At 62.5% G+C, this 15,360-nt stretch carries 14 protein-coding genes, 1 tRNA gene and 2 pseudogenes; 12 read left to right on the top strand and 5 right to left on the bottom strand.

The features are described 5' to 3' along the window. Positions 1–75: 75 nt before the first annotated feature. Positions 76–354 (bottom strand): HU family DNA-binding protein, encoded by a 279-nt coding sequence (locus K288_RS0139575; protein WP_027584407.1) that lies wholly within the window; start codon positions 352–354, stop codon positions 76–78. Positions 355–463: 109 nt separating this feature from the next. After that, on the bottom strand, positions 464–724 hold the full coding sequence (locus tag K288_RS0139570) for a WGR domain-containing protein (protein WP_027584406.1): 261 nt from the start codon (positions 722–724) through the stop codon (positions 464–466). A gap of 747 nt (positions 725–1,471) precedes the next feature. Here K288_RS0139570 and K288_RS0139565 point away from each other — a divergent pair. The 5 genes from K288_RS0139565 (at position 1,472) to K288_RS0139545 (ending at position 5,471) form a co-directional block, all read left to right on the top strand. Further along, the gene (locus K288_RS0139565) at positions 1,472–2,233 is read left to right on the top strand and encodes a ParA family protein (protein ID WP_027584405.1); all 762 of its coding nucleotides are present in this window, start codon (positions 1,472–1,474) and stop codon (positions 2,231–2,233) included. Next, positions 2,223–2,978: a ParB/RepB/Spo0J family partition protein gene (locus K288_RS49980; RefSeq protein WP_244443427.1), complete on the top strand. Its 756-nt coding sequence runs from the start codon at positions 2,223–2,225 to the stop codon at positions 2,976–2,978. Before K288_RS0139565 ends, K288_RS49980 begins: the two co-directional genes overlap by 11 nt. Before the next feature lie 641 nt (positions 2,979–3,619). Next, on the top strand, positions 3,620–4,138 hold the full coding sequence (mobC, locus tag K288_RS0139555; RefSeq protein WP_027584404.1) for a plasmid mobilization relaxosome protein MobC: 519 nt from the start codon (positions 3,620–3,622) through the stop codon (positions 4,136–4,138). Further along, entirely contained in the window at positions 4,135–5,211 is a 1,077-nt protein-coding gene (locus tag K288_RS0139550) for a relaxase/mobilization nuclease domain-containing protein (protein ID WP_051334998.1), read from the top strand. The genes mobC and K288_RS0139550 overlap by 4 nt, the downstream gene beginning before the upstream one ends. A 180-nt stretch (positions 5,212–5,391) precedes the next feature. Further along, a tRNA-Met gene (locus tag K288_RS0139545) sits at positions 5,392–5,471 on the top strand. 121 nt (positions 5,472–5,592) lie between these two features. Here K288_RS0139545 and K288_RS51415 read toward each other — a convergent pair. Continuing rightward, complete coding sequence (locus K288_RS51415) at positions 5,593–5,925, bottom strand: TraC family protein (RefSeq protein WP_084800059.1); 333 nt, start codon at positions 5,923–5,925, stop codon at positions 5,593–5,595. A 251-nt stretch (positions 5,926–6,176) separates the two neighbouring features. Here K288_RS51415 and traA point away from each other — a divergent pair, with 251 nt between their 5' ends. From traA to K288_RS48135, 6 genes and pseudogenes are all read left to right on the top strand, one after another. Continuing rightward, on the top strand, positions 6,177–9,485 hold the full coding sequence (gene traA / locus K288_RS0139535) for a Ti-type conjugative transfer relaxase TraA (protein WP_027584402.1): 3,309 nt from the start codon (positions 6,177–6,179) through the stop codon (positions 9,483–9,485). Beyond that, on the top strand, positions 9,482–10,015 hold the full coding sequence (gene traF, locus K288_RS0139530; RefSeq protein WP_027584401.1) for a conjugative transfer signal peptidase TraF: 534 nt from the start codon (positions 9,482–9,484) through the stop codon (positions 10,013–10,015). The genes traA and traF overlap by 4 nt, the downstream gene beginning before the upstream one ends. After that, entirely contained in the window at positions 9,936–11,171 is a 1,236-nt protein-coding gene (locus tag K288_RS0139525) for a conjugal transfer protein TraB (RefSeq protein ID WP_027584400.1), read from the top strand. Before traF ends, K288_RS0139525 begins: the two co-directional genes overlap by 80 nt. A gap of 12 nt (positions 11,172–11,183) precedes the next feature. After that, positions 11,184–11,591, top strand: a pseudogene (locus K288_RS48140) (conjugal transfer protein TraH); the annotation flags it as partial. Between the two features lie 77 nt (positions 11,592–11,668). After that, positions 11,669–11,803: a hypothetical protein gene (locus K288_RS55585; RefSeq protein WP_256378888.1), complete on the top strand. Its 135-nt coding sequence runs from the start codon at positions 11,669–11,671 to the stop codon at positions 11,801–11,803. A gap of 515 nt (positions 11,804–12,318) precedes the next feature. Next, complete coding sequence (locus K288_RS48135) at positions 12,319–12,648, top strand: transcriptional repressor TraM (RefSeq protein ID WP_084800058.1); 330 nt, start codon at positions 12,319–12,321, stop codon at positions 12,646–12,648. Positions 12,649–12,734: 86 nt separating this feature from the next. Here the strand turns inward: K288_RS48135 and K288_RS0139510 are convergent, their stop codons facing one another. Then, positions 12,735–13,442: an autoinducer binding domain-containing protein gene (locus tag K288_RS0139510; protein ID WP_027584399.1), complete on the bottom strand. Its 708-nt coding sequence runs from the start codon at positions 13,440–13,442 to the stop codon at positions 12,735–12,737. Positions 13,443–13,861: 419 nt separating this feature from the next. After that, positions 13,862–14,737: pseudogene (locus K288_RS0139505) on the bottom strand (IS3 family transposase); the annotation flags it as partial. 266 nt (positions 14,738–15,003) lie between these two features. Between K288_RS0139505 and K288_RS48130 the strand changes: the two are divergent. After that, a partial coding sequence (locus K288_RS48130) for a transposase (RefSeq protein WP_043161958.1) occupies positions 15,004–15,360 on the top strand: 357 nt, incomplete at its 3' end.

Below are 15,360 nucleotides of genomic sequence, written 5' to 3'. Positions count from 1 at the left end.
GTAGTCTCGTTCATGGCGTATCGCTCTCCTTGAGGTTCTGGCAGGCTCGACACCCGCCTCGATACGCCGCCTCTCTCAACCCGTCATCACCCAGTTTCGGCCATAGCTCGGCGTAAACGTCAGCTTTTTCGAAGCTGCGATCGCAATCGTTGCGCCGGTCGACGGATTGCGGCCCTCACGAGCGGGGCTATCCTTGACCTTGAACTTGCCGAACCCGGGAAGGCTCGTCTCGGCTCCGCTTACGGCCGCATCAGCGATCGCCTTGAACACGCTATCGACGATGGTTTTCGCCTGAGCCTTTGTCAGGTCATTCTCGGCTGCAATCTTTTCGGCGATCTCATTGGCAGTTGTCATGGGGACGAGCTCCGTCTTGGTTCGATTTTGCTCGGCCTGACATCAAGGCAGCGGAACAGACAGGGCCGGCATCGCAGTCAGATGCCGTAATCCGCGAAAAATTGCCAGACTATGATAGTTTTTCGTCCGCTGCAGCGTAACCGCGCCTCCGCTTGGCACGCTCCAGCCGTCCGAACGCTTCGACCGCCTCCGCACTGCCGTCGAAGGTCTGCACCATGGTCTGGCCATTCGTGCCGATCCGGCCCCAATTGCGGATCAGCGACATTTCTCCGAACAAGGTCGGCTGCATGGACAGCGCATAAAACTGCCGCATATTGCGCGCGGCATCGATGCGGTGCAGATGAAGCGGTTCTGGTTGCGGTTTCGGCATGGACGGATTCTCGCTTCCTTCGCAAGCGCCGTCCAATGAGTTTTATGAATCGACTTGAGGTGGATCGATTCATTTTATTGATACGTCGATCGCACCAGGGGATGTCGCGAGCGTCCCATCGCCAAGCAAGCCGTCCTCAACGGGACTTCGCCAACGGGTAGCACGCGCGTCACACTGCTTAGCCTGCAATTGCACCGGTCTTTGTCGCGTCAGCAGGCGGTGAGAGATAGGCCCCTGATTCAAGCTTCCTGCGGCCAGTATTTGGCAATGTCGGCACTTTGTCGTCACGGCGGGCGGGCTTGAGACCGGCGACACGAATCTTTCTCGCAACAGGCAGAATTCCCATCGATGCAGATAGCCGTCGCATAAAGGAATTCGTATTCAGCGTGTCCAACTCTTAAAGCATGGATCGTTTGGGCGAGCCCCTCCGGGGACAGCTCTACTCGCGCCGCCGAGGCGACGCTCCCGGAGCCCACAAGTGGTCTCCGCGCATTCGCGGGACGATCCTCTCGCGACGGCGTCGCAGTGGTCCAGCAACGAGCACGATCCCAGTCTCGCGTCCCGGAATTTGCTCCTCCCGATGGCTACGGACGGACCTGACTCTTCTGGCAGGGGATTCGCCGGACGAATTTCGGGATCGTCCCCACGATCGGATTCGCAATCGCTGTTGGTTCAAACCAACATCCCCCACGACACGATGGACGAGGATATGACCCCAACGCCGCTAGACCCATTCCGGATTTTGAGATGAAGACCATTGTCATCAACAATCAAAAGGGCGGGGTCGGCAAGACGACTCTTGCTGTGCATTTGGCTTGGTTCATGGCGGAAGCGAATCTCCGCGTTCTCGTGATCGACGTTGATGCGCAGAGCAATGCGTCGGACACGCTGAGGCACTATGCCGGTTCAACGTTAGCCGCGGATCTGTTCAAGCCGGGGATCCGGGTCGCACCTCGGGAAGACGAAGGCCTAACGCTCGCGCCGGCCGATAGCTCGCTGACTGATCTCGATCGCAGCAATGCGGCCGCCATAACGACTCTGCAAGAGAACCTCGCTATCGCATCGGAGCATTTCGATGCCTGCGTCATCGATACGCCGCCATCACTTGGATTGCGCAGTGTCGGCTGTTTGGTTGCAGCGTCGCATGTGCTCGCCCAAATCTATCTGGAGGACTATTCGATCAAGGGCGTCAAAGGTCTGATGCAAACCGTGATCGGCGTGCAGAGGCGTTATGGCCGCCAGGATACGAAGTTCCTCGGGTTGCTGCCCTCGAACTTCAACACCAAGTCGCCCCGTCAAAGGACGCACCTTGAGCAGCTCTTGCGCGAGGCTGGCAAATATGTGTTCCCGGGCCAGATTGTTGCAAGGGACGGCTACGCTGAGGCCGTCGCGGAACGCCTGCCGGTCTGGAAATTGAAGCGGCGCTCCGCGCAGGAGGCCGGTCGGGAAATCCGCAATGTACTCGCCAAGGTCGTCGCGCAGATGGACGAGACAGCACATGGCGCTTGATCTCAGCTTTAAGGTGCTCATTGACGCCGCGGAAGAAGGTGTCGCCACAATCGGGCAACCGACTTGCATCTCCATCGACCGTATTGACGAAGATCTGGACCAACCCCGTCGCAGCTTCGACGAACAGAAGCTCGAGGAGCTTGCGGAATCGGTCCTTCAGCATGGAGTGCTGCAACCGATCGTGCTGCGGCAGGCGACCGAGAAAGGCCGGTACATCATCGTGATGGGCGCTCGGCGGTACCGAGCTGCTAGGCGCGCCGGCTTCCGTGAAATCCCGGCTTTCATTCATGCCGGTGGTTCTGCGGATCGTTATGCTCAGATGATCGAGAATATCCAGCGCGATGACCTCAATGCCCCGGAAATTGCGGCATTCATCGCGGACCGTTTGGAGCGGGGCGATAGCCAGGCCGACATCTCGCGCAAGCTAGGCAAGCCCAAGGATTGGGTGTCTCGCTACGCGTCGGTCCAGAGTATGCCGGAGTTCCTCCGGTCGAAGCGTGCCGGCTCGTCAATCCGTGCTGTGTATGAACTCTACCAGGCTTGGCGTGAGCAGCCCAACGCCATCGAGACTTTGTGTGCGGCACAGGAGAGCTTCACCGACGCACACGCCCGTCAACTGGCACGCAAAGTTCGCACGGAAGTCCGTGGTTCTCCTGCTGATGGCAAAGGGTCATCTGGAGCTCAACCACCACGAAGCTCGGCCGCACCGCAAGTGGTTTGCGACCCACAGAGAGAGACCGTGTAACGGGGACCGCGGAAAAATCCCCCAGCTCTTCGGTCGATCGGACCGAGCGAATGAGTCCGTCGCTGACGATCAGAGTGCGTCACCAAGATCGCACGGGCTGTCTTCTCGTCGATCGACTCGCGGCTCACGACATGCAGTGCTTTTGGTCGATGGCGCAGAAGAAGCGGAAGAGGTTGCAGCATCGACCATCACGATCGAAGAGATCCTTTTCGCATGAAGCTGGTGTTAGACAGCCTCCTCAGAAACACTGCTACAGTTGGTGCGCCGGCGGAGCGGATTTCCCATCCGAAGGATGGCGCGTTAGCGCAGCAGCCGGAGGCCGAACGCACCCCCCACAGCGCTGTAGAGAGGCCGGAGGCTGCTGGAAAGCCGCGGTCCACATATTCGGTGCCAACGTTGCCGATCTGCGCGCTTGGCGTCCCTGGAGTAGAAGCACTGGGGGTGACGGCTGCGTCATTCCCAGAGGAATTCTCCGCATCGATCGTCACCTGGGCTGCATCTCGCCTGCAGCAACTCCCGAGATTTGAATGCCGAGCCCGTTGGTTTGAACCAACATGGAGGGGATGGAAGGTTTCGCACTTTCTAGTGCAGGATAGGCTTCGCGCCAGCGATGTATTACATCGCGATTGGGATTCGAGTGCATGGCTCTGATCTCGCTTCGTGTCTCCGACGAAGTCGCGGCGGAGTTCTCGGCTCTCGCAGCTACCCAAGGCGGCAAATCCGCCTTGCTGCGGCGCCTCATTGCTGAGGCACTAGCTGCACCATCGCCGCGCATCTTGGCGGTGCCTGTCGGACGACCGGAGAAGGTGACGGTGCGATTTCGCGAGGGCGAGATGCGGCAACTTGCGGAGGTCTCGCATCAGCGTGGGATGACGCGAACTGGCTGGATCGTCGCCCTGGTGCGCTCGCGATTGGGATCGCCGGTGCAGCATTCCCCGAGCGAGCATGAGGCGCTTCGCGCGATCGTTCGCGAGCTCAATCGGATCGGCGGCAACATCAACCAGATCGCACGCGCCGCAAACGCCAGTGTGCTGCAGGCCAGGGCGGTTGAGCCCGATCTGTCCGCCATTCAAGAGGCCAAATTGGTCATTGAGAACGAGCTCGCGCAACTACGTAATGCGTTGCAGGGCAACGCGGATTATTGGGATGGACGAAGATGAGTCGGCGCTATTCGCCGCGGTCGAACGACTTGGCCTCCGATCTTCCGCCGATCTCGTACGTCTGGGAAACGCCCAATCGGCGCCCAAGGCGGGCCGAGTGGGATATCCCGGATCCGACCGCTCCAGGCCGCCTTACGCCGGCGATGCGTGCAAAGCTCGAGCGCATCGTGCGCCGAGCACCAGAGGTGATGGTCAAGATCACCGGTCGCACCAAGGGTGTGGCGCATCTCAAGTCGCACCTTGCCTACATCACGCGAAACGGTGAGCTCGATGCGGAAACGGAGCAGGGCGCGGCTCTGACGGGGCGTTCTGGATTGAAAGACCTGCAGCAACGCTGGGAGGATGATGTCGGTCTCGACGACAAGCGCCGCCGCGATGGTTCGCTTTCGATCAACATTATTCTGTCGATGCCGGCTGGTACCGATGCCGCCGCCGTCAAGGAGTCGGTCCGGGCGTTTGCCATCGAGACGTTCGGGGACAATCACGACTACGTCTTTGTCCAGCACCTCGATGATAAGCATCCCCACGTGCACTTGACGGTCCGATCCCTCGGCCATGACGGCAGGCGCCTTAACCCCCGCAAGGCGGATCTTCAGGTCTGGCGGGAGCGGTTTGCTGGCGAACTCCGGCTTCGCGGTATCGCGGCGGAGGCAACGCCGCGGCGAAGCCGCGGACGGGTTCGAAAGGCCGATCGGGGGGCCGTGCTCGCTATGCGCAGGCGAAAGATCACGCCCGATGTCGATCGGCTCGCGCGTAAGGAGGTCCTTTCGGAGGCGAGGGGCGGCCAGACTGCCAAACATCCTTGGGACGAACAGATTAGGTCACGTCAGGACGCGATTAGGCGGCGATATCTCGAGTATGCCGCCGAGCTAGATCGCTCTGGAGTGGCGGCAGATCACGAGTTGGCTCGCCAAGTTCGCCAATTCGTCGACGACATGCCTGCTCTCGAAACCCGACGATATGCACTGAAGAACGAGCTTTCGGAGCTGGCCGCTAGCCGCCGTCGAGACGCGAAGCAGGACGTTGATGCAGTGGGGCACGACAAAACACGAGGCGACGAGCCGACCCGATAGGCGAGTGGGGGAATGATAATGCTGGGGTAGGGGGTTCCGGTCCCTCCCCGACCAGATCCAGCGTAATCCCTTGATTCCCAGACTTGGTCGATCGACGCTTCGATGCGAGGGATGTCCATTGACGTTCCGGAAGGGTAGTCAACCAATTGCGCTTAAACTGCGGTTAGCGTCTTCCTACTATGCGGGGAGGACTTGGGCGGCGTTAGTTCGTCAGGCTCATAACCTGAAGGTCGCAAGTTCAAATCTTGCCCCCGCAACCACTCTGCAGCGCGCTGCGTTACGACCGCTTTCTCCTCGGTCCCATAGCGTTGTCGGGGCGCTTCCGGCGGAAATGAAGGAGCGGCCCAACCCCACCGCCGGCTCGGCACACACGTCGGTCGTTCAACGCCTCGAGTGGACCGTCCAAAAGCAGACCTTACAATGATGGTAATCAAGCGAGGGCGAGGCGATCGCCCAGCCGCTTTCGGACAGGCCCGCAGGCGCGACAGGCGGGATGGCCGTGGTCGCCTTAGCGGGTCGGCTCCTGCCTTTGCGAAACCGGCCGGCGACCTCCTCGAAAGCCGACAGTAGCGCGTCCTCGTCGATCTCGATTTCTCCCATTCCGGCCTTGAGCGCGATGCGCTCGATGCGCTCGGCTTCCCGTGTTTCAGCCTGCTTCAGCTGCTCCTGGAGCCGAGCGATTTCGTCCCTGATCTGCCGCGAGGGCTTTTTCATTCCGGAAGACCTTTCCTTTCAGTTTTGCGCGAAGCGCTCAGCAGGAAAGCCGGGGTGAGCGCGAAGCGCGACCCGGGTAATTAACGGGGTCGGCGAAGCCGACGCTTTGGAAGATCATCCCGCCGTTCCGAAGGAGCGGCTTCCAAGGGCGCAGTAATACGTCGCTTGAGGCGACGTCCTGCTTCCCGCCGTGCATGGGCAGGCCGATCCCGACGAACAGCATGTTCGTTCTTGTCAGGATCGCTCCAGCCGTGGCCATCACCCATTTCACGCCCCAGCTCATCGGACGCGGCGATGGCCGCAGCGCCGTCCTGGCCGCCGCCTACCGGCATTGCGCAAAGATGGAGTTCGAGGCCGAGGGCCGTACCGTCGACTATTCGGGCAAGCGCGGGATGATCCACGAGGAATTCCTCCTGCCGGCCAACGCGCCTGCCTGGCTCCGGACCATGATCGCCGATCGCACCATTGCGGGTGCCTCGGAAGCATTCTGGAACAGGGTCGAAGCCTTCGAGAAGCGGGCGGATGCGCAGTTCGCCAAGGAGTTCATCATCGCGCTGCCGGTCGAGCTCTCGAGCGAACAGAACATCGCGCTGATGCGCCAGTTCGTGATCGAGCAGGTGCTGTCGCGTGGGCAGGTCGCGGACTGGGTCTATCACGACGAGCCGGGCAATCCGCATGTCCACCTGATGACGACGCTGCGGCCTCTCACCGAGGGCGGATTCGGGCCAAAGCGGGTCGCGGTCGTCGGAGAAGACGGCCAGCCGCTGCGCATGAAATCCGGCAAGATCGCCTACCGGCTTTGGGCCGGCGAGAAACAGGAGTTCCTCGAGCAACGCAACGGTTGGCTCGACCTGCAGAACCAGCATCTCGCCCTGAATGGCCACGAGATTCGGGTCGATGGGCGGTCCTACGCCGAGCGCGGCATCGACGTCGTGCCGACCACTCATATCGGCGTCGCGGCCAAGGCCATCCAGCGCCGGGCGGAGCGCGAGGGGCGCGATCCCGAGCTCGACCGGCTGCGCGTCTTCGACGAGAACCGGAAAGAGACGTTGAGGCGGATCCAGCGTCGCCCGGAGATCGTGCTCGACATGATTTCCCGGGAGAAGAGCGTGTTCGATGAGCGCGATGTCGGCAAGCTCCTGCATCGCTATGTCGACGATGCCGGAATCTTCCAGCAGTTGATGGCGCGGGTGCTGCAAAGCCCCGATGCGCTCCGACTGGAAAGAGAGTCGGTCGATTTCGCAACGGGCGCGCGGGCGCCGGCGAAATACACGACGGGCGAGCTGATCCGCCTCGAAGCGGAGATGGCGCGGCGCGCCGTCCACCTTTCGGGCGGTACCGCTTTCGCGGTAAAGGCTCCGGTCATTGCGGCCGTGTCCGCGCGGCACGCCAACCTCTCGGCCGAGCAGCGCTCCGCCATCGAGCACTTGGCGTCCGGGATGAGGATCGCGGCGGTTGTCGGCCGTGCCGGCGCCGGCAAGACCACGATGATGCGGGCGGCGCGCGAGGTGTGGGAGGCCGCAGGTTACCGCGTGGTTGGCGGCGCCTTGGCGGGCAAGGCGGCCGAGGGATTGGAGAAGGAGGCGGGCATCGAATCCCGCACACTCGCCTCCTGGGAATTGCGATGGAAGAGCGGCCGCGACCGACTCGACGATAGAATGATTTTTGTCCTGGACGAGGCCGGCATGGTCGCCTCGCGGCAGATGGCGCTGTTCGTCGAAACAGCCTCAAAGGCGGGCGCGAAGCTCGTCCTGATCGGCGATCCCGAGCAGCTCCAGCCGATCGAAGCGGGGGCGGCGTTTCGCGCGATCGCCGAACGCATCGGCTATGCCGAACTCGAGACGATCTATCGCCAGCGCCAGCAATGGATGCGCGAGGCCTCGCTCGATCTTGCCCGTGGCCGGACGGGAGAGGCCCTGTCCGCCTATCGCGATCATGGATGCCTGTTAGGCGCGGACTTGAAGGCGCAGGCGATCGACAACCTCATCGCCGATTGGAACCGCGACTACGATCCATCCAAGTCGACCTTGATCCTGGCGCATTTGCGCCGCGACGTCCGCGCGCTGAACGAGATGGCGCGGGCCAAGCTCGTCGGGCGCGGTCTCGTCGGAGAGGGACATGCCTTCGGGACAGAGGATGGCGAGCGCCGGTTTGCGCCCGGTGACCAGATCGTCTTCCTGAAGAACGAGGGCTCACTCGGCGTCAAGAACGGCATGATCGGCAAGGTCGTGGCAGCCGAGCCTAAGCGCCTCGTCGCCGAGATCGGGGAGGGCGAGGACCGCCGCCGCGTCCAGGTCGATCAGCGCTTCTATCGCAATATCGATCACGGCTATGCGGCGACCGTGCATAAGGCGCAAGGCGCAACCGTCGACCGGGTCAAGGTGCTGGCAACGCTGTCTCTGGACAAGCACCTGACTTATGTCGCGCTGACCCGCCATCGCCAGGATGTGGCGCTCTACTACGGCCATCGGTCGTTCCAGAAGGCCGGTGGTCTGATCCCGATCCTGTCGCAGCGGCGGGCAAAGGAGACCACGCTCGATTATGAGCGCGGCGCTCTCTATCGCGATGCGCTGCGCTTTGCCGCGAATCGCGGATTGTATATCGTCAAGGTGGCGCGCACGCTCGTGAACGACCGCCTGCGCTGGACGGTTCGCCAGAAGCAGCGCCTCGTCGACGTCCGCCATCGGCTGCGTGCGCTCGCCGCAAAACTCGGCCTCGTCGATGCCCGCAAACCCATCATCAACACCGGACACAAGGAGGCGAAGCCCATGGTCGCAGGCGTCACGACATTTCCCAAACCCCTCATCGACACCGTCGAGGACAGGATCCTTGCCGACCCCGCCATCAAGAAGCAGTGGGAGGATGTCTCCAGCCGCTTCCGCCTCGTCTTTGTCGATCCCGAGCGCGCGTTCCGTGCGACGAATTTTGACGCCATGCTGAAAGACCCCGCGGCCGCGAGCTCGACGATCACCCGTCTTGGCACGAACCCGGAGTCCTTCGGGGCGCTGCGCGGCAAAACCGGCCTGCTGGCGGGCAAGGCCGACAAGCAGGAACGTCAGCGCGCGGAGGCCAATGTGTCGGCGCTCAAGCGCGACATCGAGCGCTACTTACGTCTGCGCGCCGAGGCCGAGCACAAGCACGAGGCTGAGGAACGCGCGATCCGGCTTCGTGTCGCAATCGACATCCCCGCTTTGTCGCGCGATGCACGTCGCGTGCTCGAGCGGGTACGGGATGCCATTGACCGCAATGACCTGCCGAGCGCGCTCGAATTTGCGCTCGAGGATAGGATGGTGAAAGCGGAGATTGATGGTTTCAACAAGGCTATCGCGGAGCGCTTTGGCGATCGCACATTCCTGTCGAGCGCCGCCAAGGAGCCCAACGGGCAGACCTTCGAGAAGGCGGCCGTCGGCATGGATCCGGCGCGGCGCGAACAGCTGAAAGAAGCCTGGCCAGCCATGCGCGTAGCACAGCAGCTTGCCGCCCAGGAGCGCACCGCGCAGGCCCTCAAACAGGCCGAGGCGCAGCATCTCGCCCAGAGCCAGGGACAGACCCTGAAATGATCATACGGCGTTTCCCTCTCGTGATCCTGGCGGCTGGCGCCGGCGTCATTGCCGCCGTGGCAGGCGCCGGCTGGTGCGCGGGACTGCGCATCAACCTGACGCCGAGCTACCCGCGGGGGCTCTGGCGGATCGAGCCGCTGGATCGGGCCGCCGCCGTCGGCGATCTCATCTTCATCTGTCCGCCCGACACCGTCGAGTTCGAACGCGCATTCGCGCGCGGTTACATCCGTCGCGGACTTTGCGCCGGGGGCTTAAGCCCGCTCATCAAGACTGTCGCCGCCGTCAGCGGCCAACCGGTCGATGTCGCCGAACAGGTCTCGATCGACGGCCGTCCGCTTCCCAATTCCGATGTCCGGCATGCCGATGCCGCCGGCCGTCCTCTCTTAGCCTTTGCCGGCGGCGTCATACCCGCCGGCGAGCTCTATCTCCACTCCGATTTTGCAGGTTCATATGATTCCCGCTATTTCGGCCCGATCCCGTCATCGGGCGTTCTCGGCCTCGCCCGGCCCGTGTTCACCTTCGGTCCCTAGCGTATGGCGCGCCGCAGCGACGGTCGTCGCTGCGGCCGCAGTCGGGGCTGCTGCCTGGTGCGGTCATGCGCTCGCCCTGCCGCTCGCCTGCGCCTTCCCGACGCTGTGGGCGTTCGCGCCGTCGCGGTCGATCTCGGCGGTGGTGAGCGCGGCCTATTTCCTGGCGGCATCGCGCACCCTGCCGCAAAGCGTCTTCAATTTCTACGGCACTGATCTCGGCGTCGGCATCGCCTTGTGCATCGGCGCGGCGGCCATCTTCGTCCTCGTCCACGCCGTGCTGTGGCAAAGCCGGCCGGGATGGGGGAGGGTGCTTTGCTTTGCGCTCGCGACCATCTTGATGAGCGTGCCTCCCTTTGGGATCGTCGGATGGGCACAGCCGATCACCGCGGCCGGGGTTCTGTTTCCCGGTTGGGGATGGTGGGGACTGGGCGCGACCGCGGCGATCCTGGTCGCGATGACGACCGGTGCATGGCTCGTCGCGGCGCTGGTCGCGGCCAGCTTCTGGGCCTGGTCGGCCGCGCACTGGATCGTGCCGTCGCAACCAGGCGGATGGGTTGGCCTCGATACCAAGCTTGGCAGCGCGCTCGGGCGGGCTCCGGATCTCGCTCAATCCCAGGCGCTGCTCCAGCGCGTGCGCGAAGCGGGCGCGGCCGGAGCGCGCGTTGTCGTGCTTCCCGAGAGTGCGGCCGGGCTGTGGACGCCGACCACGAGCGGCCTCTGGATGGAGGGCCTTCGCGGCTCCGACATCACGGTGATCGCCGGTGCGGCGATCGTCGATCGTGAAGGCTACGACAATGCCATGATGGAGGTCAGCGCCAGTCGCGCGCGCCGGCTCTATGGCGAGCGCATGCCGGTGCCGGTCTCGATGTGGCAACCCTGGCTCGCATGGACGGGGCAGGGCGGAGGCGCCAGGGCCAGCTTCTTTGCTAACCCACTCGTGGAGTCCGCTCGCCGCCGCGTCGCGCCACTGATCTGCTACGAGCAGCTGCTCGTCTGGCCCGTCCTGCAGTCGATGCTCCACTCGCCCGACGTGCTTGTCGCTGTTGGCAACGACTGGTGGACCGCCGGCACCAACGTCCTCGCGATTCAAAGAGTGAGCACCCAAGCCTGGGCTCGCCTGTTCGCCCTCCCGCTCGTGCTCTCGTTCAACACATGAAGGGGGGATCGCATGATCGATGCCGCCACCATTCATCAATGCGCCGATGCTACTCTGAAGCCTGCGATCGTCGAGAAATTCATCCGCGCGGTCGGGGCACCCGATCCGCTCGCTGTCACGGTCCGGACCGGAAACCGCGTCATCCTCGTGACGCCGCCCAAGACGGCGGATGAGGCCATGGAGCTCGTCCGCCGTTACGTTGGGCAGGCCATGGTTCGCGTCGGGGTGACCCAATATCCGGCCGGGCTCGGCGTCACCGACGTCGCCGAGCTCAAGCCCGATCTCGTCGACGCCTGCGCCAATATCAGGGTGGGTACGGCGCTGTTCGGCAAGGTTTATCGCATCGTCATGAAATGGTATGGCGCGGCGGTCGACGAGGCGTTCGGCGATGCGATCGAGGCCTGGAAGACCGGGTACTTTGACGGGAAATTTGTGTTCGACGAGCCCGATCCCGGCAGCCTGCCAGCCCGCAAGGGGCGGACACTGGCGACAAGCCCGTGGATGGGAATGACGCGACGAAGCCTGAGAGCCGTCCCGACGATGGGACCGGGCAAGACAACAAGCCGGGCGATCCAAACAAGGCGGGCATCAGGATCGATCTGACCGGCATTGGCGTCAGCAAGCCGAAATAGGTCTTTACACGACCTCGGCTGGAAAGCGGCCAGGGCACTGGCGGCAGCGCTACGCTGCCGGCCATGGGCTCCTTGATGCAAGCGGTCCGCGATCCGGCCGATTCTCGATTCTGCGGAGCCGCTCTCCCGCCGGTCAGTCTCTTTTTCGATATCCAACAGGGGTGTTGGACGTTACCAATCATCGGCGCACTTTTCATGTCACCAAGCTCTTGGCCGCTCGGACCACCACATCAACTCGGTTGAATTCGCCGCATTGTCCTCGGCTAGCGCCCAGCGCCTCTTCACTCTATAAGGAATCGCAGGGGCAGTACGCGCTGCCCTGGGGCTTAGAAACCCCTCGATTAGCGGTTGGTGCCGGCCGTGGCGGCACCGACCTAACGGCCGGGGGCCTGTGACGCATGTCCAGGCATCTCGGTGCTAAAGGTCACAGGGGCCGTCTAATCGCGGTTTTCTAACCCCCGGCTTGGGATCAAGGGGATTGTCGTCGGCGGGGGCGCACCGCGGACCAAATCTGTGTGAGAATTGTGGCATCGAACAATGATGATGGATCACCCGACCCCGGGCTCAACTGCGAGCTTGAGCATGCCTTCGGAGGAATGCGACAACCTGAGCTCGAGCGCCTGACCATCGACGCCATTCGCGAATACCGTGCGAGCGTCGCGCTCGCCGAGACGGCCCGATTGCAGCGGCTAGCCGCAGAGGCTGACACTGCCTCTTGTCCCGAACGTCGGGCAGAGCTCCAACGAGCCAATGAACATGCGGAGACCGAGCATCGGGCGCGTCAGCTTGTCCTCAACAGCCTGATCGATCGCCTCGGCTACGTTCCCAAAGTTCCCGCCGGCTAATCGTCATGGCAAGCGAGCTCCGGGCCGGGTGTCGTCGTTCATAGTAGATCGCGAAGAGCAGGGTCGTCCGACACGGTCGCAGTAGATTAGATCAACTTCTTCTCCATGGCGATACGGACGGCTTGCTGGAGATTGCTGGCACCGAGCTTGTCGCGCGCATTATCCAGATAGAATTGGACCGTTCGTGGCCTGATCCCAAGCAAGTCCGCGATCACATTCATTGACTTGCCGTGTGACGACCAGCTGAGCGAGGTTGCCTCCTGCGTCGACAGCGTCACAGTCCCCGTCTTGAAGGACGACGACCCAGACGCCAGGCTGAGCCGAACGTGAATATAGGCGAGCGCCAATGCCGCCTGCATCGGATCCCATGCCGGGACCTCGACCCGCTGCCGATCTGATGCGAGCGTGATCATCGCGGTTCGGCCATAGCTCGTCCTGATCGGAACGGAAACGCCGGAGCGGATGCCGAAGTCAATTGCCTCCGAATAGAATTGCTTGATGTCACGCGAACTCCTGCGCAGCTCGCGTTCCTCCGCTGACCAGGCGAACATCCGCATGCTGCGCTTGGCGGTCGTCACAACAGGGTCGATGGTTGTGTAATGCTTTGCAAAATAGAGGCTCAACCACTCCGCAGGATAATCGCTGAAAACAACCGCATCGTCGCCGTGAACATGGATGTAGGCATAACGATCGAAGCCGGATGAGACAGCAAACTTCTTGATCGCGTTGCGAATGGAGCGCTCGTCGCGTGCCAGATCGACCGCGTCGATCAACCCCTGTAACTGCCCATCCAACCTGAGTTCCTCCTCTTCAACTTCCAAGCAAAGCGATCGAGCCTTGCTCGTCGGAGGAGCATCGCGATTCTGTCATTAATTTGACACGATCAGCTTTTCGGAGCGACTCCACTGAATTCAAGCTCTTCCCGGCTGGTCTTCATCCGATTTTGTCGTGCGCCCGCGCCTCGGGTTCCCAATGAAGGTCCACGAAGCGATGCGCGATCTCGTCCGCGCCCGCGTGGCGGCATTGAGACCCTGCGGTTCCACCGCCAACAGGTGAGCCTTCATGCTCGAGAGTGGACGCACCTAACTCCCGCAACAAGGGCTGGACGATGCCTTATCTGCGCTGGTTTCAGGAGGGACCAGTTCGATGATCTGAGCTGGTCCCGGTTGTCTAAACAGAATCTCCGCGTCGATAAGTGGAGCGTCTGCCGGGGTTAGGCCGCTATGCGGATTGGCGGCTGGTTGAAGTAGGCTTGATCCGGTGTGCTGCCGTCAAGGCTCGAGTGTGGACGTCGGCCATTGTAAAAGTCGAGGTATCGGCCGATCGAGGTGCGGGCGTCAGACACAGTATCGTAGGCGCGCAGGTAGACCTCCTCATATTTGACGCTGCGCCACAGCCGCTCGACGAACACATTGTCCCGCCAAGCGCCCTTGCCGTCCATGCTGATCGCTATGCCGTTGCTGGCGAGCGCGCCGGTGAAGGCCGTGCCGGTGAACTGCGAGCCCTGGTCGGTGTTGAAGATCTCGGGCTTGCCGTGACGCGCCAAAGCGTCCTCCAGTGTCGCGACGCAGAATGCCGCCTCCATCGTGATCGACAGCCGCCACGACAAAACCCGGCGGGTCGCCCAGTCCAGTACGACCGCGAGGTACACGAAGCCACGCGCCATCGGGATGTAGGTGATATCCATTGCCCATACCTGGTTCGGGCGTGTGATCTCCATGCCGCGCAGCAGATATGGATAGATCTTGTGCCCGGGCTCAGGTTTGGTGGTGCGCGGGCGGCGGTACAGCGCCTCTATCCCCATCCGCCGCATCAGCGTCTTGACATGCCGGCGGCCGATCTTGCACCCCTCGGCAGCCAGCAGACCTCTCAACATACGCGAACCGGCGAAAGGGAACTCCAGATGCAGCCGGTCAAGCCGTCGCATCAGCGCGAGGTCGGCGGACGACACCGGTCGCGGCAGGTAGTAGACGCTGCCGCGGCTGATCTTCAAAACTTCCGCCTGCTTGCTGATCGACAGATCGTGCTCACGGTCGATCATCGCTTTGCGCTCAGCAATCCCGCCTTGGTGAGCGCGCCCTCTAAAAAACTATGCGCGGCGCTGCGCGCCCCCTGTGGGATAGAAACGGCCGGCGCTAGATTGCCGACGGGAAGGGAGCGGCCGATACGATTTTGGTGGCACGTGACCCCGTTAAAAAACCTGGTCCATGGGTTGTTGCGCACTTGAGAGTGGTGACGCCATCCGGCGATCCCGTTTAGGAATCTGACTAATAGCGCAGCCCAGCCCTTCCGCCGCCGTCAGCAGGAGGATTGGAGATGAACCCCAAAAGATCGAAGTCGAGGAACGACGGTAAGATGCCGATGGTGCACCCGAACGCGGCTGCCATCGACGTCGGAGCGACTATGCACATGGCTGCCGTGACGGCAGATCGCGCACCCGAGCCGGTCCGCAGCTTCGGTACCTTCACGGCCGATCTGCATCGGCTGGTCGACTGGTTTACTGAATGCGGCGTCGAGACCGTCGTCATGGAATCGACCAGCGTCTACTGGATTCCGATTTTCGAGCTTCTCGATGCCCGGGGATTTACTGTGTTTCTTGTCAACGCGCGCGATGCCAAGCACGTGCCGGGGCGCAAGACCGATGTCAGCGATGCGCAATGGCTGCAGCGGCTCCATTCATTCGGGTTGCTGCGGGCCAGCTTTCGGCCCAAA

It is taken from the genome of Bradyrhizobium sp. Ai1a-2 (assembly GCF_000426245.1).
Classification (GTDB): Bacteria; Pseudomonadota; Alphaproteobacteria; order Rhizobiales; family Xanthobacteraceae; genus Bradyrhizobium.
This window is presented reverse-complemented; position numbering and strand designations above follow the sequence as displayed.

Excerpts from the sequence above, each read along its gene's own strand:
- K288_RS0139525 (WP_027584400.1), top strand. The coding sequence starts at position 9,936 with ATGATTCCCGCTATTTCGGCCCGATCCCGTCATCGGGCGTTCTCGGCC.
- K288_RS0139570 (WP_027584406.1), bottom strand. The coding sequence starts at position 724 with ATGCCGAAACCGCAACCAGAACCGCTTCATCTGCACCGCATCGATGCC.
- K288_RS0139575 (WP_027584407.1), bottom strand. The coding sequence starts at position 354 with ATGACAACTGCCAATGAGATCGCCGAAAAGATTGCAGCCGAGAATGAC.
- K288_RS51415 (WP_084800059.1), bottom strand. The coding sequence starts at position 5,925 with ATGAAAAAGCCCTCGCGGCAGATCAGGGACGAAATCGCTCGGCTCCAG.
- traF (WP_027584401.1), top strand. The coding sequence starts at position 9,482 with ATGATCATACGGCGTTTCCCTCTCGTGATCCTGGCGGCTGGCGCCGGC.
- K288_RS0139550 (WP_051334998.1), top strand. The coding sequence starts at position 4,135 with ATGAGTCGGCGCTATTCGCCGCGGTCGAACGACTTGGCCTCCGATCTT.
- mobC (WP_027584404.1), top strand. The coding sequence starts at position 3,620 with ATGGCTCTGATCTCGCTTCGTGTCTCCGACGAAGTCGCGGCGGAGTTC.
- K288_RS49980 (WP_244443427.1), top strand. The coding sequence starts at position 2,223 with ATGGCGCTTGATCTCAGCTTTAAGGTGCTCATTGACGCCGCGGAAGAA.
- K288_RS0139565 (WP_027584405.1), top strand. The coding sequence starts at position 1,472 with ATGAAGACCATTGTCATCAACAATCAAAAGGGCGGGGTCGGCAAGACG.